General features: G+C 70.8%; 19 protein-coding genes and 3 pseudogenes. 16 read left to right on the forward strand and 6 right to left on the reverse strand.

Annotated features, from left to right (window positions below; genetic code table 11):
* Positions 1-41: 41 nt before the first annotated feature.
* Complete coding sequence (locus AB0H53_RS16915; RefSeq protein WP_362113041.1) at positions 42-884, reverse strand: DUF4097 family beta strand repeat-containing protein; 843 nt, start codon at positions 882-884, stop codon at positions 42-44.
* 82 nt (positions 885-966) lie between these two features.
* Positions 967-1,476: a hypothetical protein gene (locus AB0H53_RS16920; protein ID WP_362113044.1), complete on the reverse strand. Its 510-nt coding sequence runs from the start codon at positions 1,474-1,476 to the stop codon at positions 967-969.
* Positions 1,477-1,841: 365 nt separating this feature from the next.
* Here AB0H53_RS16920 and AB0H53_RS16925 point away from each other — a divergent pair, with 365 nt between their 5' ends.
* The 3 genes from AB0H53_RS16925 to AB0H53_RS16935 all read left to right on the forward strand — a co-directional run bounded on the left by AB0H53_RS16925 (position 1,842) and on the right by AB0H53_RS16935 (position 3,541).
* On the forward strand, positions 1,842-2,072 hold the full coding sequence (locus AB0H53_RS16925; protein ID WP_362113047.1) for a hypothetical protein: 231 nt from the start codon (positions 1,842-1,844) through the stop codon (positions 2,070-2,072).
* A gap of 289 nt (positions 2,073-2,361) precedes the next feature.
* On the forward strand, positions 2,362-3,171 hold the full coding sequence (locus AB0H53_RS16930) for a PRC and DUF2382 domain-containing protein (RefSeq protein ID WP_362113050.1): 810 nt from the start codon (positions 2,362-2,364) through the stop codon (positions 3,169-3,171).
* Between the two features lie 100 nt (positions 3,172-3,271).
* Positions 3,272-3,541, forward strand: coding sequence for a hypothetical protein (locus AB0H53_RS16935; RefSeq protein ID WP_362113053.1), 270 nt, complete (start codon positions 3,272-3,274; stop codon positions 3,539-3,541).
* A 515-nt stretch (positions 3,542-4,056) separates the two neighbouring features.
* Here AB0H53_RS16935 and AB0H53_RS16940 read toward each other — a convergent pair.
* Together AB0H53_RS16940 and AB0H53_RS16945 are read right to left on the reverse strand one after the other, a co-directional pair.
* Positions 4,057-4,623 (reverse strand): putative immunity protein, encoded by a 567-nt coding sequence (locus AB0H53_RS16940; RefSeq protein ID WP_362113056.1) that lies wholly within the window; start codon positions 4,621-4,623, stop codon positions 4,057-4,059.
* A 223-nt stretch (positions 4,624-4,846) separates the two neighbouring features.
* On the reverse strand, positions 4,847-5,380 hold the full coding sequence (locus tag AB0H53_RS16945) for a choice-of-anchor C family protein (RefSeq protein WP_362113206.1): 534 nt from the start codon (positions 5,378-5,380) through the stop codon (positions 4,847-4,849).
* Positions 5,381-6,049: 669 nt separating this feature from the next.
* Between AB0H53_RS16945 and AB0H53_RS16950 the strand changes: the two genes are divergently transcribed.
* The gene (locus AB0H53_RS16950) at positions 6,050-6,625 is read left to right on the forward strand and encodes a GNAT family N-acetyltransferase (protein WP_362113059.1); all 576 of its coding nucleotides are present in this window, start codon (positions 6,050-6,052) and stop codon (positions 6,623-6,625) included.
* Here AB0H53_RS16950 and AB0H53_RS16955 read toward each other — a convergent pair.
* Positions 6,595-6,747, reverse strand: coding sequence for a hypothetical protein (locus AB0H53_RS16955; protein ID WP_362113062.1), 153 nt, complete (start codon positions 6,745-6,747; stop codon positions 6,595-6,597). The genes AB0H53_RS16950 and AB0H53_RS16955 overlap by 31 nt on opposite strands.
* Positions 6,748-6,966: 219 nt before the next feature.
* Between AB0H53_RS16955 and AB0H53_RS16960 the strand changes: the two are divergent.
* The 7 genes and pseudogenes from AB0H53_RS16960 to AB0H53_RS16990 all read left to right on the forward strand — a co-directional run.
* Positions 6,967-7,059: pseudogene (locus AB0H53_RS16960) on the forward strand (serine hydrolase); the annotation flags it as partial.
* 106 nt (positions 7,060-7,165) lie between these two features.
* Positions 7,166-7,675, forward strand: a complete 510-nt coding sequence (locus AB0H53_RS16965; RefSeq protein ID WP_362113065.1) for a serine hydrolase — start codon at positions 7,166-7,168, stop codon at positions 7,673-7,675.
* Between the two features lie 355 nt (positions 7,676-8,030).
* Entirely contained in the window at positions 8,031-9,209 is a 1,179-nt protein-coding gene (locus tag AB0H53_RS16970; RefSeq protein ID WP_362113068.1) for a Cmx/CmrA family chloramphenicol efflux MFS transporter, read from the forward strand.
* A gap of 797 nt (positions 9,210-10,006) precedes the next feature.
* Positions 10,007-10,279 carry a DUF3253 domain-containing protein gene (locus tag AB0H53_RS16975; RefSeq protein WP_362113071.1) on the forward strand — a complete coding sequence of 91 codons (273 nt, stop codon included), beginning with the start codon at positions 10,007-10,009 and terminating at the stop codon, positions 10,277-10,279.
* 115 nt (positions 10,280-10,394) lie between these two features.
* Positions 10,395-11,204, forward strand: a complete 810-nt coding sequence (locus tag AB0H53_RS16980) for a TetR family transcriptional regulator C-terminal domain-containing protein (RefSeq protein ID WP_362113074.1) — start codon at positions 10,395-10,397, stop codon at positions 11,202-11,204.
* A 388-nt stretch (positions 11,205-11,592) separates the two neighbouring features.
* Positions 11,593-14,915 (forward strand): annotated as a pseudogene (locus AB0H53_RS16985) (RHS repeat-associated core domain-containing protein).
* A gap of 13 nt (positions 14,916-14,928) precedes the next feature.
* Complete coding sequence (locus AB0H53_RS16990; RefSeq protein ID WP_362113077.1) at positions 14,929-15,153, forward strand: hypothetical protein; 225 nt, start codon at positions 14,929-14,931, stop codon at positions 15,151-15,153.
* Positions 15,154-15,380: 227 nt separating this feature from the next.
* Here AB0H53_RS16990 and AB0H53_RS16995 read toward each other — a convergent pair.
* A pseudogene (locus AB0H53_RS16995) lies at positions 15,381-15,586 on the reverse strand (ABC transporter ATP-binding protein); the annotation flags it as partial.
* Positions 15,587-15,795: 209 nt separating this feature from the next.
* On the opposite strand from AB0H53_RS16995, the gene AB0H53_RS17000 reads away from it, so the two are divergent.
* From AB0H53_RS17000 to AB0H53_RS17020, 5 genes are all read left to right on the forward strand, one after another.
* A complete protein-coding gene (locus AB0H53_RS17000; protein ID WP_362113080.1) occupies positions 15,796-16,323 on the forward strand; it encodes an Lrp/AsnC family transcriptional regulator in 528 nt (175 codons plus the stop codon).
* A gap of 174 nt (positions 16,324-16,497) precedes the next feature.
* Complete coding sequence (ddaH, locus tag AB0H53_RS17005; RefSeq protein ID WP_362113209.1) at positions 16,498-17,316, forward strand: dimethylargininase; 819 nt, start codon at positions 16,498-16,500, stop codon at positions 17,314-17,316.
* A complete protein-coding gene (gene rocD / locus AB0H53_RS17010; protein ID WP_362113083.1) occupies positions 17,313-18,575 on the forward strand; it encodes an ornithine--oxo-acid transaminase in 1,263 nt (420 codons plus the stop codon). Before ddaH ends, rocD begins: the two co-directional genes overlap by 4 nt.
* A gap of 504 nt (positions 18,576-19,079) precedes the next feature.
* Positions 19,080-19,493 (forward strand): tyrosinase cofactor, encoded by a 414-nt coding sequence (locus AB0H53_RS17015; RefSeq protein WP_362113086.1) that lies wholly within the window; start codon positions 19,080-19,082, stop codon positions 19,491-19,493.
* An 18-nt stretch (positions 19,494-19,511) separates the two neighbouring features.
* The gene (locus AB0H53_RS17020; protein ID WP_362113088.1) at positions 19,512-20,339 is read left to right on the forward strand and encodes a tyrosinase family protein; all 828 of its coding nucleotides are present in this window, start codon (positions 19,512-19,514) and stop codon (positions 20,337-20,339) included.
* The last annotated feature ends 14 nt before the right edge of the window (positions 20,340-20,353 follow it).

Raw genomic sequence — 20,353 nt, forward strand, 5'->3', positions numbered from 1 at the left:
AGTGGTGAGGAAACGAGTGGGGGAGGCCGGTTCCTCCGGGGTCAGAGCTTGGCGCGGCGGACGTCGATGTTGCCGTACCGGGTCCGGGCGCGGACCTCGACGGTGTCCTCGGTCTTCTCCGGGGTCTCGGACACGGTGAGCGTGTTGCGCACCTGGCCGGAGCTCGAACTGACGTCGAGCCAGGCGGCCGTCCCCTCGCGCACGCCGACCTCGATCGCTCCGTAGGAGGTCTCCAACTGGACGTGGCCCCGGGCCACTTCCCCCACCCGCAGGGTGCCGTGGGCGGTGGTGGCGGTGACCGAGTCCTCGGCGCGCCGGATCTCGATGTCGCCGTTGGCGCCGCTCACCCGCAGCTCGCCGGTCGCGGCGCCGACGGTCGTGGTGCCGTGCGAGTTCTTCAGCACGGCCGGACCGTCCACGAGGCCGACACGCAGGCTGCCTGAGCTGGTGGTGATCTCGGCCCCGCCCTCGACCCGGTCCACGGTGATCGAGCCGTGCGACGCGGTCAGCTTCAGCGGGCCGGTCGTGTCGAGGCGGACGTCGCCGGACGAGGTCTTCACTCGGACCTCCCCGAGCAGGCCCTCGCCGAGCACCTGGGCCCAGGCGCCGGTCATGTCGACGCTCGAGCCCGTGGGCAGCTCGACCGTCACGTCGACGGTGCCGGTGCGGCCGAAAAGATTGGCCTTGGGCGTCCTGAGGGTCAGTACGCCGCTCGTGTACGCGACCTCGGTCTGCTCGGCCGTCCGTACGTCCTGGTCCCGCTTCGGGTCCCGGGGCCGCACCTCGACGACGGTGTCGAGCCGGTCACTCGCGGTGAACTGGATCGAGCCGGCGTCCACGCGTGCGGTGACCGAGATCGGTTCGGGTGTGTCGAAAGAAGGCATGGCTGTCCCGTCCTCATGGGTCTTCAGGACGTCCCCGCTGGTGGGACGTGGGGTAGGTGAAGTGGCGCGGGTGGGGGTGCGGCTAGCGCACCCAGCCGGTGAAGCTCTGCCCGACGGTCTGGGCCTTCTCCGTCGTACGCGGCCGGGTGCCGCCGTCGACCGCGGCCGACACGGCCCGTACCAGCCAGGCGTTGACCGACAGGCCCTCACGGCTCGCGGCCTCCTCGGCGCGCGCCTTGAGGTGTGCCGGCAGACGAAGGTTGACCCGGGCGGTGCCCCCCTCGTCGCCGTCGGCCGGGGCCTTGAGCGGTTCGGCGGGCGCGGCGGGCTCCGGAGGCATGCCGCCGGCGGGCGGCGGGGTCACCACGAAGTCGGGCTCGAGACCGCGCAGCCGTACGTCGACCGACCCGGGAGCGAGTTCGCGGGTGATCTCGTCCATGGCGGCGGAGAGCACGTGGAGCATGGTCAGCCGGGTCGCCGATTCCAGGGGAGCGGTGAGCCTCTCGGCCAGCTCGCGGGCTTCGTCACCGCCGGCTTCGGCGGCCACCGCGAGTTCGCGGCGGAGGGTGTCGACATACGGGGTGAGGTCCATAGCGCCATCATGGCACCTCTATGGCGCCATGCGCAAGCCCGAGTGGTGCCGCGCGCTCGGTTCGGCCGGCGGCACCCATGCTGAACTGGGCAAACGTGAGGACCGGCCTGAAGTGGCAGTGGTGCCATATGTGCTCGTCCGGAGTTTGCGGGCAGGAAATGGCACCGGTCGGCACCGGGTGGTGCCAAGTGGTGCCACGCGTGCATGCCGGCCACCGCCCCGCCCGCTCCGCCGGCGCGAGCGCACGTCGAGTGGAGACCCGCCGGCCGCGTGCCGGGGGGATGGCGCAGGCCACCCGGTCGTCCCGGCGGGGCCCGGGCGGGTCCTGTTGCCTCCAAATTCGAACATGCGATCTAATCGGAGCCATGCACGCGTACGACTTCCCGCCCGACCTCCTGCAGGCCCAGACCTCCTGGTACATCGCCTACCAGCGCCTCGCGGGCGCCGCGCCGGCGACCAGTCCGACCGCCGGCCGCCGGGAGCTGCTGGAGCTGTCCGCCCGGATCGCCGCTCACCCCTTCTGGTCCGGCCCGGGCGGTACGCCGGCCGCTCGCATGGAACTGAAGGAACTCGCCCAGCGCGAGGCCGGGCGGTGAGCTCCATGCCGGTACGGGGGTCCGGGTCGGACCCGCCGGCGGTCGTCGCGGCCTGCCGCGGCCGGGCCTGTGGCCCCGGCGGCTCGTCCCGGCCGGGCGTGGGCACCCCCGGCTGGGTGGGCTGGTCGTGCCGGGGGGTGCCAATCCGCCGGTCGGGCCGGGTTCGGGCCTGCTGCGGCGCTTGACGTGGCCGAAACAGAAGACCCTTTTGTCGACTATGAGGAGTTTCATCCCATCGGGATCGGTGAGCCGGACGGGGAGCCCCCATACGAGGAAGCAGGAGGGTCGCATGATCACCCGAGAGCAGATCCCGACCGTGCTCGACCATCCGGTCCACGCCGCCGACGGCAGCAAGATCGGTGAAGCCAAACACGTCTTCCTTGACGACGTCACCGGCCGTCCGGACTGGGTCAGTGTCAAGACCGGAATCTTCGGCACCAGTGAATCGTTCGTGCCGATCAAGGACGCCGCCGTGGTCGAGGACCACCTGGAGGTGCCCTATGACAAGAGCAAGGTCAAGGACGCCCCCAACGTGGACGTCGACGCGGGTGGCCACCTGTCGGAGGACGAGGAACACCGCCTGTACGAGCACTACGGCATCGCGTGGGACGACGCGTGGCAGCAGGCCAACCGGTCCGACGAGGAGGGCTGGGCCCACTCCGGCACCACGGGTGCCGCCGGCGGGACCAGGCCTGCCGCCGCGGAGCGCAGCAGTGACGACGCGATGACCCGTTCCGAGGAGCAGATGCGCGTCGGTACCGAGCGGCAGGAAGTCGGCCGGGCCCGACTGCGCAAGTACGTGGTCACTGAGGAGGTCCAGCAGACCGTGCCCGTGCGGCATGAGGAAGTCCGGATAGAACGCGAGCCGATCACGGACGCCAATCGCGACGCCGCCCTGTCCGGCCCGGAGATCACCGAGGCCGAGCACGAGGTCACCCTGCACGCCGAACGCCCCGTCGTCGAGACCGAGGCCGTCCCGGTGGAACGGGTGCGCCTGGGCACCGAGGAACACGTCGAGGAAGAGGCGGTCCGCGGCCAAGTGCGCAAGGAGCGCATCGAAACCGATGCGCCCGACCGCGACCGCGACACCGAACGTTGACCGCCCGCCTTCCGCGGGCCAGGCACCGATCGCTCGCCCGGAATCCCACCGGGTCCTACCCCATACCGCCCCCGCACCGCCTGTTGCACGAGGAGCACCCATGGCCAAGGTCGAGCAACCACTCACCGACGACAGCATCAAGGTCCGCCAGCTGAGCCACTACCAGTTCAGCTGGGTAGCCGACGAACCCGGCGCGCCCGGCACCTTCACCCTCCAGCTCGTCCTGGACGAGGGTGCCTGGGAAGAGGTGTTGACCGTGGACGCCAGCGACGCGGACGTCCTGCAGGACCTGCTGGTGAACACCGGCACCGTCCACTACGACGTCGCCCGCCGCACCCTGATGTTCGGAGTCACCGCTACCGGCAGCTGACCCCGGCCATGCTGCCCGCCCCGTCGTGGAGAGTCACCGTTCGCCCGGCTTCCGCCGTGGCGAGGACGGGGACGCACCGGCCGCGCGGCGGGGCCGGCGGTCGGCTGTAGGCGGTCTCCACCTCGGGCGCCTCTGCCCACCACCGGGCGGAGGCGCCGCCGGTCACCGATCCGGTGGGGCAGCGAAACTCGGACGGTCCACCCTCCGGCGCGGTCGCTGACGCCGACGGTGTGGCGCCCGCGCGGCTTGCACGGCGTCCAGGGGGCCGGTCCAGGGAGGGGGCGAGGCGTCGGTCCTCCTCGTCATCGTCGTCATCGTCGGGAGAGCCGGGGGGCAGGACGCCCGACCATGATGGATCTCATTCGCGCTCGGCTTGTCCAACGGCCGCCCCAGCTGGCGGACTTCGGCAGATGCGGCTTCAGTCAGGCCCCATTCTGCGTTCGGAGCTCCCCTGACCCATGGACATGCCAACGACCGGAGTCCCCAGCAGTCACAAGATCTGTCACGAACAGGACCTAGCCGCCTGTGCGTGCAGTCCCCGCTGGTGAGGACCCACGGAGGGAGGTGTCCAGAGCGGCCATGAGCTGCGCAGCGCGGCTCCTACCGCTGGGCGCGAGAGGGTACCGCTGGAGGATGTCGATCAGGACTGGTGTGGCTCGTTCGCGGGCCTCTTCGATCGCCCTGTTCCCGGCACTGGGATCCTCGCCCGCGTCGATTTCGGCGATGCGTGGCACGTTCGCAGCGGCGCGCAGGATGTGACCCACCTGGTGAGCCTTCGCGATCGGGTGCAGGTAAGCGGCGGATGCAGCATCGCCGGCGGCCTGCGCGGCGAGACGCGCGGTTTCGGTGGCGGTCTCCTGCGCCGCTCGGTGAGCGTCCATCGACGTGACGCGCTGAAGCCTGGTCCGGGGCGCACCATTGACGAACTCCCATGCCGCATCGATGGCCGCCCGCGGTCGGGTGTCACCGGGGTTGGCGTCCTCGAACACCGGGAGGACTTCCTGCGCTGTCTCGGCGACATAGCGCGCTACGACTCGCAGTTCGTCCATGGACAGGTCGAAGTCACCGCTCACGCTCGTCACGAAGCCGATCGTCCCACATGCAGGAGTGGGGCACGCTCGCAGGCAGGCCCCGCCCCTTGGGCCGGGCGAGAGGGCCGAGCTCGGCCCCGTCCCGTGATCCGTTGGACAGGCCCCACGTACGTCCGCGCGGCGCTGCGAGGGCGGAGCCCCGACGGCATACGTGTCCGCGTCGGGGCTCCGCTGCGCCGTCGGCCGAGGGTCCCGCGGAGCGGGCCCGGAACGGTCAGCGGCAGCAGGAATCGCAGCTGTGGACCCGTACGTCGTCGATGACGGGTCCGTGGGCGCTGCGGGGAGTCGTGCTGGAAAAGGCGAGAGCTGTTGTGGTGTTGTTGGCGACAAAGGTGAACTGCCGGGTCACGTAACCCATGTTGGCCATGGTCCTGCCAGTGGTGTCGAAGGTGAAGTCCTGGAAGGACTGCCCGTCGATCAGCGCCCTGCCGGTCTTCAGCGGCTGGTTGCCTCCGGGGTTGCCGGCCAGGGAGTACGTCACCGTGTAGCTCTTGCCCGGGGTGGTGGTGAAGGTCTGGGTCACGGTGCCGGGGCCGGTGGCGTTGAGATCGACGGACTGGTCGCCCTCGGCCGCCTGCCAGAAGCCGGCACCGATCAGGTCCACCGCGCCCGTGGCGACCTTCCAGGGGCCGATGGACGCCCCCGAGCCGTAGGTCCGGAAGGAGTTCGCGGGGGCGGCGGGGTACTCGAAGCTGCCGTCGTCGAACCGGCTGGGAGCCGCGGTCGCGGTACCCGCGGAGACGAACAGGGCGGCAGCGACAGCCGCGGTGAGGCAGACACGCTTGAGGAGCACGGATCCTCCTGATCACAGAGGGGTGAAGCCCGGTCGGCTTGTGGGATCAAAATCTCCTATGACCACCGAGCGGGTGCCAAGAGTGGGCGACCGGCGCACCGGAGTGCGCTGAGGGCTTGCCCGTACGTGCGTGCCCGGCGGCCGGCCGGGTACCGCGTCTGCCGAGGTGCGGTGCCGGGTGCCCGGCCCGCCCGGTACCACCCCGCTCGGGGTGCGGGCTCCGGGGTTCCGGAGGTGAGCCGAGGGTCGAGCGGGGTTGTGACGTGAGCTCCGGAGTGCTCCGGAGAAAAAGTAATAGGACAATATGAATGCGCCTCATCCCCCTGCCCGCGCCCCCTCGCTGTGCGGCGCTCGGGGCAGGCGGCGCCCACGCGAGCGGAACCCGTGGAGCCGGCGACCGGATCCCGGGCGGGGTCGGGAGGCGGATCGAGCGGCCCCGATGGAGCGGCGCCCCCCATGGGGGACGGACGGCGCCAGTCGATCGAGCAGGTCCAGGACCCCTCCGCGGGCGGGTGCGCGAGCGGGCCCACGGGCCGGCGGCGAACACACGTCGGCTCGGGCGGCGGTTCGCCGTGTCCGGCCGAAAGGAGCCCCAGCCGGCAGGGACGGTCGTAGCGTCGTGGCATGACCGCTGTTCAGGACGCCGTTTACGAGTACCGTGCTGCCCGCCCCGAGGACGCCGAGGCCATCGAAAGCCTGGACGGGTCGTTCACCACCCGAACCGTTTTCCGGGTGGAGGTGACCGACGAGGTGTTCGCGTTGCGGGAGGTTCCCGTTGAGCCGCCCCTGACCAAGGTGTTCCCCGACGAGGAGGCGGGTGACGACGAGTCCGGCGACGGGCAGGAGGGGCCGGACAGCCGGACGTTCGTGGCGGTGCACGCCGACGGGGCACTGGCGGGGTTCGTCGCCGTCTCGTACTCCTCGTGGAACCGGCGGCTCACCATCGAGGACATCGAGGTCGGGCCGGAGCACCGCGGCCGGGGCGTCGGTAGGCAATTGATGGGTAAGGCTGTGGAGTTCGGCCGGGAGCGGGGCGCCGGGCACGTCTGGCTGGAGGTCACCAACGTCAATGCCCCGGCGATCCACGCGTACCGGCGGATGGGGTTCACCTTCTGCGGGCTGGACACCGCCCTCTACGACGGCACGGCGTCCGAGGGGGAGCAGGCCCTCTACATGAGCATGCCCTGTCCCTGTCCCTGAGCCGACAGCAGGCGGCTGACGGTGGGGGAGGAGCCGTCGCCCTGGTCGACCGTGACGCTGCCGACAGACGGCCCGCTGCGCACGCCCGTGCGCAGGCGGGCGCGCAGTGATCGGTCAGCCACGGGCAACACACCATGGGCCACGTGTACCCGGGAGTCCGACCACCTGCGCCCTGCCCCACCCCCGGCACCCGCCCGCGAAGGAGAACCACCGTCTTCCGGACCCCGAGCTGCCTTCTCGGCAGTGGCATCGAACCTCGTGTCACCCACGGGCACAACGTCGCCGGCTACGTCCAGATCGGATCGCTGACCAAGGTCGTCACCGGCACCGCACTCACGCGCATGGCCGCGGCCGGCGTTCTCGGTGTGGACGATGCCATCGAACGCTGGCTGGACACACCGCCCGGCAGCGGCATCACCCTGCGGCACTTGGCGGACCACACATCCGGGCTGCCCCGGCAGCCCCCGGGCCTGCCGCGCAAGAACCCCTACGGCGGTTTCGACCGGGCGGCCCTGGACGCGCTGCTCCCCACTCTGCGAGATGGCCACGGCTCCGCCCGGCGCGTCCGAGGAGTACTCCAACCTGGGATACGCACTGCTGGGTGCGGCCCTGTCCTCCGCTGCCGGGGCCCCGTACGAAGAGGTGGTACGCACCTACGTCCTGGAGCCCTTGGGGATCCGGGAGATGACGGCACGTCCGCCGGCCGACCAGCGGCTGCTCGCGACGACCCGACTGCTGAACCGCCCCCGGACGCCATGGGCCATGGAGGGCGCCATTCTGCCCGCGGGCGGCCTCTGGGCCACCCCCCGGGCCGCGGCCCGGTTGCTGACCGGGCTGCTCGTGGACGAGCTCCTCGGGCCGCCTGCCCCTACATGGCAGAAAACCGGCGCCGTGACCTGGCACAACGGTGCCACTGACGGTGCCTCCGTCTTCGCTGCCGCGCTCCCCGACGGGCGATGGGTACTCCTCCATCGGCTCGGCGGATCCCCCACCGGCACGGACCGCCTGGGCAGCCAAGCCCTCGTGGCCTCTCGGCTCCCCGGCCAGTGAGGCTCCCGGGGGAACAGTCGATGGTTGCGGTGCCCGATGCGCGGCGGCGGTCGATCCGCGGGCGGCAGCGGATGAACGCGTCCTCGTTCCCTCGCGGGACATGACGTCGGTGACGCATGCCGGTAGCGGTGACACCCGGTTCTCGGGGCGGGCATCGGTCGGGTACCGTGCGGGGCATGTCGAGTCCTGAGTCGGATGAGGTGGGGGCTTTCGGTCACGCCGTCAGCCCCCGGCACCACTGAGTTCGTCGTTCTGCCGTCTCGCCGCGTCCCGCGGCCGGACGAGCATGCCTCCGGGCGCTGACCGCGGTGACGAGCTGACCCTCTCGTGCTTCTCCTCACCTCGGAGTCACTCGATGCCCTTTCCGCTCCATCTGCTCGCCATGGCGGTCTTCGCCATGGGCACTTCGGAATTCATGCTCGGCGGCCTCCTGCCGGACATCGCCTCGGACCTCGACGTCACCGTCGGAACAGCCGGCACGCTCACCACCGCCTTCGCGATCGGAATGATCGTCGGTGCCCCGTTGACGGCCGGCCTCGCACGTAACTGGCCGGGGCGGTCCAGCCTGCTCGGCTGCGTCCTCGTGTTCCTGACGGCCCACGTCGTGGGCGCTGCCACCCCGAGCTTCCCCGTCCTGTTCGCGACCCGGGTGGTCGCGGCGCTCGCGAACGCCGGTTTCCTCGCCGTGGCTTTGACCACCGCCGTCACACTGGTCCCGTCCGGCAAGAAGGGCCGCGCCCTCGCTGTGCTGCTGTCGGGCACCACGGTGGCCACGATCGCCGGTGTACCCGGGGGAGCGGTGCTCGGCACCCTGCTCGGCTGGCGGGCCACTTTCTGGGCTGTGGCCGCTTGCTGCCTGCCCGCGATCATCGGCATCCTCACAGCGGTCCCCGCGCGCCGTGGGCCCGAGGGCACGGCTGACGGGCCGGCCCTGCGATCGGAGCTCGCCCAGCTCAAACGTCCGCGGCTGCTTCTGGCCATGCTGCTCGGCGCCCTGGTGAACGCGGCGACCTTCGCCGGGTTCACCTTTCTCGCCCCTGTCGTCACCGAAATCGCCGGGCTGGGCGAACTGTGGATCTCCGTCGCCCTGGTGCTCTTCGGCTGCGGCTCCTTCCTCGGAGTCAGTGCCGCTGGGCGCCTGTCCGACCAGCACCCCGGCCCGGTCCTCGCGGCCGGCGGTCCGCTGCTGCTCATCGGCTGGCCGGCCCTCGCCGTGTGGGCCGACCGGCCGGTCGCGCTGCTCACCCTCGTATTCGTCCTGGGCGCGCTGTCGTTCGCGCTGGGCGGCACGCTGATCACGCGGGTCCTCCACGAGGCGGCAGGAGCTCCCACCATGGCCGGCTCGTATGCCACCGCCGCACTCAACATCGGCGCCGCCACCGGACCACTCATCGCGGCGACGACCCTCAACACCGCGGCCGGAGACCTCGGTCCGCTCTGGACGAGCGGACTCCTCGTCCTGCTCGCCCTCCTCGTGGCGATTCCCGCGCGCGGCCTGATCGCTGCCGGCCGGAACAGCGAGGCGCTCCCCTGACGCGCGCCCCTGCCGAGAAGGCCACGCCCGCGTGTCGCGCGGCCAACTGACGGCCGGGGCGCGCCGGAGGCGGAACCCGTACACCGGACCGATCATGACAGGGGTTCGGCGTACGGGTATCTCGCACTGCCCCGCTCAGGAACACGCGAACTCGCGCGCTCCACCCAGGCCGGGGTGGTGGGACAGCCCGGTGCGCGGGTCACGGCCGAGTGGCCGTCGGGGCCGTGCTGGGTGTCTCCGGCGGGTGAGGGGCCGGACCGAGGAGCACTGGGACTGGCCGGCCGACAAGGACCCCCTCCCCGCCGAGACAGCGCCCGGGCGCTTGGCCCCGAACGGTCGCAGGAGACCCTCGACCACTCGGCCCGGGCGAGACAGCCCGCGGCGGATCAGAAGTCGGTCCGGCAGACCCGGTAGAAGTACGTGGCGTCGAAGGAGTCGACGGACCGGTTGACGCCGGTCGTGACGGTGCCCACGGTGATGTTGCGGTTGGAGCTGTTGCGCACCATGGTGAAACCACCGCGGCTCCACTTCTCGGTCGCCCTGCGGCCCGGGATGTCGTCGCCGCGGCTGGGTCGCCTTCAGCTCGTCCACCTCCCCGGTCTCCCTCCGGGTGGCCCGGCCGCCCTCGATGCCCGGTGCTCCACGGCGAGCGCCCGGCCCTCCACGGCGAGCGCGTCGGGTGGCGCCCGAGGCCTCGGGCCGGAGGACCGGCAGCCACCCGGGTGCTCCGGCCGACGACACGGGCGGCCGATCTCCCAGGCCGGCCACCGGAACCTCGCCGTTGCGACAATGGAGGAGTGACGGACATCGAACGGCAGATGGACCGGCGTCTGGAACGAGCCATCCTGGAGCTGCTGGAGAAGCGCGGCCCGGCCGCGACGATCTGCCCCTCCGACGCCGCGCGGGCGGTGTACGCAGGGGGCGACGACGGCTGGCGCGCCCTCATGGAACCGACCCGCCGCGCGGCCCGGCGTCTGGTCACGGCCGGCGAGGTGGAGATCACGCAGGGTGGCCGTCCCGTCGATCCGGCCACGGCCCGTGGCCCGATCCGTATCCGCCGCGCCCGATGACGCACCCCGGACGCGGCAGGTGGTTCGCCACCGAGGGCCCCCTCCAACGGAGGATCGGACCCGGGCTGTCGTCAAACCCTGCCAGCGAGCACCATCGGATCCGAGGGGATTCGGGATGCCGCGAAGCCGCGGACGCGCGAGTTCGTTGGACGCGCGGGCCGTCTGTCGTCACACGATCTTTCGACTCACCCGCCTCCCCGACGACGGCACTGGCCGGATCGCCCCTGAGCTCCTGCCCCTGGCCACGACCTCGCTGGAGCTGAACCGGCTCAGGAGCCGTTTGATCCGGCTTCGCGCCCCCAACGTCGTGCGCCTCCTGCGACGCCTGGCCGTCGGCAGCCTCCCGCTCACCCACAAAGGACGGCACGGCACCAGGAGACACCATGGTGAACTTCGCGCCGGAGCACATCTCCCAGCACGTCAGCGAACGCGCCAACCAGCGGATCGCCGCTACCTCCACCCCCAGGCCGCGTCGACGCTGCTGTCCCACACCCTGGCCGAACTCGCTCCGCTGGACGAGGAATCGAGGACACAGGCCCACGTCTGGCTGGCCTTCGTCACGCATGCGCCCGCCAGTGAGGAATTGGCCGCCGTCCTGCGTGACACCTATGTCGAGCTCCACGGCCTCATCGCGTGGCTCATCCGCTACGGCCAGGACACCCGAAAGATTCTCCAGCACGTCGACCCGGAACGCGAAGCACATACGCTCCTCGCCCTGGCCGACGGCCTCACGGTCCACGTCCTGGCGGCCACCACTCCCCGGCCACGGCGCTGGCCACGCTCCAGGGCCACCTCGACCACCTGCTGGAAGACGCGACCGGCCCCGGCTGACGCCTCCAGCCCATGGCGTCGGCACGCGCCGGCCCCAGGCTTGCCGCCCGCTCGGAGCGGATCAGCAGTTGCCGAACATTCCTCAGGTGGGTGAGGGAAACCCGCGCACGCCCTCCCCGGATCACCCTGCCGCTCCCGCGAGTGGGCTCCGACTGCGGCTGCGCCTCCTCCTGCGCAAGGTGCGGGGATGTTTCAGGCCAGGTTCCGCGAGTGGGGCGACGCGGGCTGCGCAGCACTGTTTCCCTCCGGAATCGATTCGGCACGGCCGACGCCTGCCGAGGGTTCGGCTTGATGTGGTGCGCGTGATCGGCTGCTTTCTGGGTAACTCCTCGAACGTTTGAGCCCATCCATGGCAGCGTGTGAGCACCCGGTGACCACTGGGGTTGCCGTGACGGAGTATTTCCTGTGGGGGGAAGTCAATGCACTCACGTGCTTCGGGCACGTCCTTTCGGCGTGCCCGCAGATCGTCCCGGTACGGCCTGGTGGCCGCGCTCGCCGCGCTTTCGCTGTCCGGCGCGGTGACACCGGCGATCGCGGATCCGGCCGACCCGGGGCCGTCCTCGGTGTGGGGGAGGAGCGGTCCCCGTTTCGAGGTGCCACCGGTCCAGGTCGGCTCCACCAAGCCCGTTCCCAGCGAGGCGCAGGCGCCCGCAGCGCCGGAGGTGGCTGCGTGGCGTGCGGCCCAGAGGAAGCGGGTCGGCCCAGGGGCACCGGCCGCTCGGCAGTCCGACATGACCGTGCTGGGCACGCCGTACCGGCCCGAGGGCCAGGGTGCGGTCCCATGGCATCAGATCTCCGACTTCCGGATCACCGATTCGCTGGTCGCTCGGATCAACCTGTCCAACGGCAATCTGATGCTGGCGGCCACCGACTTCGAGGTGGCGGGCGTGGGGCAGAAGCTCCGCCTGGCCCGCACCTACAACTCCTTCGACGCGCCGTGGGGAAAGGTGTCCCAGCGGTGGTGGCAGGAGTACGAGCGATACCTGGTGATCGACACCTCCGAGGTCGTCCTCTACGACGCGACCGGTAACGCGCCGCGCTTCACCAGGAACGCCGACGGCACGTTCACCACGCCCAAGGGCTACTCGAAGGACCTCAAACGCCATGCGGACGGCACCTACACGCTGACGGCTCGGAAGTCGGGGCTGAAGGACACCTACAACACCTCCGGCACGTTGACGAAGGTCACGGACAAGAACAACGGGGCGATCACCGTCGACCAGCACGACGAGGCCGGTGAGCACAAGGGCTTCAAGCTCACCGAGACCCGCTCGGGCCGCTGGGTCGACCTCGTCAAGACCTACCCGAACCAGTGGCAGGCCAAGGACCACACCGGACGCACGGCCGTCTTCGACCTCGACGGCGCCGGCAACCTGTCACGCACCACCGACACCGAGGGCAAGACCACGGGCTACGCCTTCGACGCCGACGGGCGCGTCGTGAAGATCACCACGCCGGAGGGGCGGGTGACGACCTTCACCTACGACGAACACAACCGGGTGCGCTCCATGCTGCGCGCCACCGGCACCAACACCACCAGCCACACCGGACCCACCTACACCTACGCCTACTCCAACATCGACCCCTCGGAGGCGGGGACCACCACGGTCACCGACCCCGAGCAGCAGCCACGAAGTACGAGCACAACGCCGACGGCGGCGTCACCAAGGTCATTGACGCGCTCGGCCACTCACGCTCCCGGACGTTCGACGCCAACCACAACATCGACACCGCCACCGACGCGATGGGGGTGGACGGCACCGGAGGCAACGTCACCGCGTACGGGTGGGACGCCCGCAACAATCCCACCTCCGCCAAGCTGCCCACGGGCGCGACGGCCACGGCCGCCTGGCAGACCGTCGCGGGCACCGACCTGCCGGGCACGGTGACCAGCGCGGACAACGAGAAGACCGAGTACACGTACGACACGGCCGGCAACACCAAGTCCGTCGCCGTGATCGGTACGGGCGGTGGCAGCCGGTCCTTCGACTACAACCCCGCCACACCCACCTGCGGAGGCTTCCAGGGCCAGCGCTGCAAGGTGACGGCGAAGATGTCCGACACCAAGTCGGTCTCCACCTCCTTCGCCTACGACGCCAAGGGCAACCTCAGCAAGGTCACCCCGCCCGCCCCGCTGGGCGTCACGACCTACACCTACGACGCGCTGGGCCGGACCGCGACGACGAGGGACGGCCGCGGGGTCACCACGCTGTTCGCGTACGACGCACGAGACCGCATCACCAAGGTCGACACCTCCGGCTACGCGACCGTCGCCTACTCCTACGACGGCGACGGCAACCTCACGCAGCGGTCCGACGGCTCGGGTGTCATCGCGTACGACTTCGACCCGCTGTCCCGGGAGACGGTCCGCACCTTGCAGAACGGCTCGCAGACGAAGCTGACGTACACCCCGGCCGGCAACGTCGACACCTACACCGACCCGCAAGGCGTCACCGACTACACCTGGAACGCGGTCAACAAGCTCGCCGAGCTGAAGGATCCGACCGGGAAGGTCACGAAGTACGAGTACGACAACAACGACCTGCGCACCAAGACCTCCTACCCGGGCGGCACCGTACAGACCGTCACCCCGGACAAGTCCGGCCGCCCGGAGAAGATCAGGGCGACCTCGCCCAAGGGCACGCTGACCGATCTGTCCTACTCCTACCTCGACGGCACCAAGGACGGGGCGAAGATCCGCACCCGCACCGACGCCGTCTCGGGACACAGGATCACCTACACCTACGACGGTGAGGGCCGCTTCTCCTACGCCAAGGAGGAGAAGGCCGGCGCGATCACGGACTCCTGGCAGTACTGCTACGACCTGGCGGGCAACCTGACCTCCCAGGGGACCGACCCCGGCTGCCCGCGCGGCACCACCTACACCATCAACGACGCCCAACAGATCACCGCGAAGAACGGTTCCGCGACGAACTGGTCGTACGACAAGGCCGGCAACGAGACCGCCGGAGCCTCCACCCCCGAGTACACCCGCACCGGCGAGACGTGGTCGGACCACTCGCAGCTGACCTCTGTCACCGTGGCCGGCAAGACGTACCCGGGCCAGTACGGTTCCACCGACCAGTCCGAGCGGATCAAGCTCGGGGACACCTTCTTCCACAACGGCCCGCTCGGCCTGTCGGCCAAGACCACGGCCGGGGTGGACATGGGGTTCAACCGGGAGCCCGGGGGCACCCTGAATTCCATGACGACCGGGGGCAAGTCCTACTACTACCTCACCGACGCCATCGGCAGCGTGATCGGTGTGGCCGACGAGACGGGCACCAAGGTCAACAGCTACACCTACAGCCCCCGCGGCGTCCGTCTCCTGGCCCGGTCGACGGAACCGGTGCCGCAGCCCTACCGGTTCGCCGGCGGCTACCAGGACCCCACGGGCCTGTACCACTTCGGCGCCCGCTACTACGACGCCAACGTCGGCCGCTTCAACTCGCCCGACCCCTCCGGCCAGGAGAAGAACCCCTACCTCTACGCCGAAGGCGACCCCGTCAACCGCATCGACCCGCAAGGAACGCTCAGCTTCGGGACCTTCGTGGACGGTGTCTTCGGCGCCAAGGACGTCGCGGAGATCTGGCAGAACAGGAACGACCCGAAGGCCCTCGTGTCCCAGAGCGTGGGCATCGCCGCCGGGGCCGTATTCGGTGGACTCTGCACCGCGGGCACGGCGACCATGGCCTCCGCCGCGGGCGCTCCGTACCTGATTCCGCTGACGACAGCGGGGTGCGGGATCGCGGCCGACACGGTCAGCAATGTCACAACCGATGCCATGAAGGACTCCCTGTCCTGAAAGGAGCAGGCACGTGAGTAACGCCCCTGATGGTGGAGAGATGCTCGACGAGGGCGGAGGTGCCGGACCCGCGGTCGCTTCGGTCGGCCTCTGGATCGCCTTCGCGGCAGGTGTCGGCCTGGTGCTGATCGGCATCGCCGCGGCCTTTGCCGGAATGGCGCCGGCCGTCTGGATCATCACAGCGGGCGCGGTCTGCTCCGTCGGCACCGCCCTGGCCCTCAGGGGCCGCAAGCAGTGACCGGGCCGTGAGCCCGCCGGTCGAGGTCACGTTCGTCCATACGCGGCCGGCGGGTTCGTGGGTGCCGCTGCGCTCCTGACCCCGTGCCGGTGGCACGGCCCCGATCCTGGCTCCCGCCGGTCCCTCCGTGGACCGGCGGGAGCCGCCCGTTCCCGCCCGTTCCCGCCCGTTCCCGCCCGTTCCCGCCCGTTCCCGCCCGTTCCCGCCCGTTCCGGCTCGGTTCCGGCGTCGACCGCTTCACGCAGGCCGATCGGTCGACGGCCTCCCACACGGGTCCGTCGTCGTGGGCGCGGGGCCGGCCGGAAGTGACGTTCTCGCGGACCCGCAGCGGCCACTGGACGAAGGTCCGCGGCACCAGGCCGGTGTTCGCCCACACCGCGGCGGGGGCCACCTCGGCGAGCTCGGTGCCGTTCCAGGCGGCGAGGGAGACCCGGTCCACGGCGGGCTCCGATCCGGCAGGGGATCACCGAACCGGGGTGGACGCCGGGGCTGCGCCCGGCCCGCCCGGCCGCGCTGTGACCGTCCCCGCGTGCGGCTCGTGCCGGCCCGGGGGCACCGGCGTGCGGGGCATGGAGGCCGCTTCGGCAAAGATGAGGGCAGCCGGCCACCACGTGGAGCAGAACGAGGAGCAGATCGCCCGCCATGACCGTCACATCCCCGTCGTTCGACGAACTCGACCGACAGATCATCACCATCCTGATCGACAATGCCCGGGCGAGTTTCGCCGAGATCGGCAAGGCCATCGGTCTGTCGGCCACCGCGGTCAAGCGCCGGGTGGACCGGCTGCGCAAGGCCGATGTGATCACGGGGTTCAGGGCCACCGTCCGGCCGGCCGCGCTCGGTTGGCGTACGGAGGCGTACATCGAGGTCTACTGCGACAGCGCGGCGTCGCCGCGGCGCATCGCCGAGGTGGCGCGCAAGTACCCGGAGATCGCGTCGGCCATGACGGTGACCGGCGCGGCCGATGCGCTGCTGCACATCAGGGCCACGGATGTCGGGCACTTCGAGGAGGTGCTCGAGCAGATCCGCAGCGAGCCCTTCATTCGCAAGACGATCAGTTGCATGGTGCTGTCCCATCTGCTGCCGGAGAGCCTGGAGGCGGGGGCCAGCGGGTCCGCGCCGGAAGCGTTCACCGGCGGCTCGGCGGGGGACGCAGGAATGCTGCTCTGACCCGCTTGTGCACGCAGCGTTCCTGCGCGCACTCGCAGTTCTTCCTCCTTGTCGTGAGTACCGGCCGCTTTCTACGGTTGGGAGCACCCCCCATCGGCACCGCAGAAGGCGGAGGGATCCTCTGTGCCCGTAGGACCCGCCTCGCACCTCCGTAGCCGCCCCCGGCGCTATGTGATGTGCGAGCCCCGGTACTTCGATGTGCGTTACGCCATCAACCCGTGGATGAACACCGACGACCCGGTCGACCTGGCGCTCGCCCGTGACCAGTGGCGGACTCTCGTCCGGACGTACCGCGACCACGGCCACACGGTCGAGACGGTGGCTCCGGTCGAGGACCTGCCCGACATGGTGTTCGCGGCGAACGCGGCGGTGATCGTGGGGGGCCGGGTCTTCGGTTCCTTCTTCCACGCGCCCGAGCGTCGGCCGGAGTCCTTCGCGTACGAGACCTGGTTCAAGGAGGCCCGGTACGACGTCCGCCAGCCCGCGTCGGTCTGCGAGGGCGAGGGGGACATCGTGCCGGCCGGCCGCTTCGTGCTGGCGGGCACCGGCTTCCGTACCCAGAGGTCCGCGCACCGCGAGGTGCAGGAGTTCTTCGGCCGGCCGACGATCAGCCTCGAGCTGACGGATCCCCGCTTCTACCACCTGGACACCGCACTGTTCTTCCTCGGGGAGGAGGGCGCCGAAGGCGATGAGCGGGACGGCGGGGGAGGGGGCGAAGGGAACATCGCCTACTACCCCGAGGCGTTCTCTCCCGGTACCCGCGAGGTCCTCCGGTGGCTCTATCCGAGGGCGGTCATCGCCGACGAGGAAGACGCCCTGGCGTTCGGCCTCAACTCCGTCTCCGACGGCCGTCATGTCTTCGTCGCCCCACAGGCCCACGGCCTCATCGCTCAGATCGCCCACCGTGGATACGTTCCCGTCCCCGTCGACCTGTCGGAGTTCCGCAAGGCAGGCGGGGGCATCAAGTGCTGCACCTTGGAGATCCGCTCATGACCAGCCCCGCCCCCGTCGCCGTCTCCGTTTCCCCGGCCGCGTCCGGAACCGCGTGCGAGAAGCGCTCGTCGGCGCAGCTCATCCGCGCCGAGGGCCCGGTGCTCGCGCACAACTACCACCCGCTGCCCGTGGTCGTCGCCCGAGCCCGGGGCACCTGGGTCGAGGACGTCGAGGGCCGCCGTTACCTCGACATGCTGGCCGGCTACTCGGCCCTCAATTTCGGGCACCGCCATCCCGCCCTCATCGACGCCGCACACCGCCAGCTCGACGAACTCACCCTCACCTCGCGCGCCTTCCACAACGACCGGTTGGCCGGGTTCGCCGAGCGCCTGGCGGAGTTGACCGGCCTGGACATGGTGCTGCCGATGAACACCGGCGCCGAGGCCGTGGAGAGCGCCGTCAAGGTGGCCCGCAAATGGGCGTACGAGGTCAGGGGCGTCACGCCGGAGCGGGCCACCATCGTGGTCGCCGACGGCAACTTCCACGGTCGCACGACGACGATCGTGAGCTTCTCGACGGACGAGACGGCCCGCGCCGGCTTCGGGCCCTTCACACCCGGCTTCCGTGTCGTCCCGTACAACGACCTGGCCGCACTCGAAGCCGCGGTGGACGAGACGACCGCCGCCGTGCTGATCGAGCCCATCCAGGGCGAGGCGGGCGTCGTCATCCCCGATGAGGGATACCTCACCGGTGTCCGCGAGCTGACTCGGCGCGCGGGGTGCCTCTTCATCGCCGACGAGATCCAGTCGGGCCTGGGGCGTACGGGCCGCACGCTGGCCGTCGACCACGAATCGGTGGTTCCGGACATGCTGCTCCTGGGCAAGGCCCTGGGCGGCGGCATCGTTCCGGTCTCGGCGGTCGTCGCCCGTCGCGACGTGCTCTCCGTGCTGCGGCCCGGGGAGCACGGTTCCACCTTCGGCGGCAACCCGCTGTCCGCGGCGGTCGGTTCGGCCGTCCTCGACCTGCTGGCCACGGGTGAGTTCCAGCGGAGGGCGGCCGAACTGGGCGACGTGCTGGACCGCGGTCTGGCCGCGCTCACCGGCGAGGGCGTCACGGGCTACCGTGCCCGGGGGCTGTGGGCGGGCGTGGACATCGATCCCGCGCTCGGTACCGGGAGGCAGATCAGCGAACGCCTCCTGGCCGAAGGCGTGCTGGTGAAGGACACCCACGGCTCCACTGTCCGGCTGGCGCCACCGCTGACCATCACGGAGGAAGAGCTGCGGTTCGCGCTCGGGGCCCTGAAGAAGGCCCTGGCCTGACCACGGCGCCCAGGCCCGCCCACCCGCGCACCCGCGCCCGGCCGTTCCGGCGTGCACGGGTGTACGGCCCGGGGCGATGCCCTGGAGCGGCTGCGCCGTCCGGAGGGCCGGGTCCGGTGCGAGCAGAGCCTGGAGCGGCAGTCATGCGGTGGCCGGGTACCCGCGCGTCGGGGGAGGCGGTCCCGGTCGGGACCGCCCACCGAGGGGCTTTTTTCAGACAGGTTGCTGACGTGAGGTGGGCCACACCAGTCGCCCCGCGTCAGTAAATACTTCTTAAAAACATCCCGGTCGCCGCGGAATGTTCGCCTCCGTGGCGGTGCGAAGTGCCGCACAGCAAGATCAACTTTGTTCAACTCTGCACCACGTATGGGGACATGTCCGCTTCAGGACCAACCTGTTCGATGCGATTTCGCCCCTTCCTCACACCCAGGTAGCCATGGCATGTGCCGGGGGCCTGACCAACCCCCGGTTCCATCCGACCACTGCGTTATCTGGGGGTTTTCCATGTCCAGAATCACCCGCCGCCATGCCCTGGGCGTCGCCGCCGGGGCCGCTCTCGGCCTCGCCGCCACCGGCCAGGCCTCGGCCGACCCGGCGCGTACGACGAGGACCGCGCCGCGGTCCGGACGGGCGGCGGCCGCCGCCGCACCCGGACCGTTCGACGAGGTGTTCAAGGGCCGCCGCATCCAGGGCCGGCCCGTACCGCACGGCGGCGGACACCACGGGGGGCACCACGAGGCCGGCTACTCCGTCCTCGTCGACGGCCGCGAACTGCACGTCATGCGCAACGCCGACGGCACCTGGATCAGCGTGATCAACCACTACGAGCCGTTCGCCACGCCCCGCGCCGTGGCCCGCGCCGCGGTCCTGGAGCTCCAGGGCTCCGCACTCGTCCCCCTCGCCGTCGCCACCGCCTGATCCGGGAGCCGTACCACCATGACCGTACGCAAGAACCAGGCGCAGCTCACCGCCACCGAGAAGCGACGCCTCGTCGACGCCCTGCTGGAACTCAAGCGCACCGGGCAGTACGACACCTTCGTGACCACGCACAACGGCTTCATCATGAGCGACACCGACAGCGGGGACCGGGTCGGTCACCGCTCGCCGTCCTTCCTGCCCTGGCACCGCAGATTCCTCATAGAGTTCGAGAGGGCCCTCCAGGCCGTCGACCCCACCGTCGCCCTGCCGTACTGGGACTGGACGGCGGCCCGCACCCCCAGCGCCTCCCTGTGGGCGCCCGACTTCCTCGGCGGCACCGGCCGGAGCAGGGACGGGCAGGTCATGGACGGCCCGTTCGCGCGGACCGGCAGCCGGTGGACGGTCACGGTCCGCGTCGACCAGCGCGACTTCCTGCGCCGAGCGCTCGGCGCGGGCGGCCGGCAGCTCCCCACCCGCGTGGAGGTCGACTCGGTCCTCGCCATGGAGACGTACGACACCGCACCCTGGAACAGCGCGTCGGACGGATTCCGCAACCACCTGGAGGGCTGGCGCGGGGTCAACCTGCACAACCGCGTCCACATGTGGGTCGGCGGCCAGATGGGCACCGGAGTCTCCCCGAACGACCCGGTCTTCTGGCTGCACCACGCCTTCATCGACAAGCTCTGGGCCGACTGGCAGGCACGCCACCCCCGCTCGGTGTACCTGCCGGCCGCCGGCACGCCCAACGTCGTGGACCTGAACGACACCATGCGTCCCTGGAACGACGTGACGCCCGCCGACATGCTCGACCACACCCGCCACTACACGTACGACACGGCGGCCTGACCCCGCCCCAGTGC

The sequence above is a fragment of the Streptomyces sp. NPDC050856 genome (assembly GCF_040653855.1).
Taxonomy (GTDB): Bacteria; Actinomycetota; Actinomycetes; order Streptomycetales; family Streptomycetaceae; genus Streptomyces.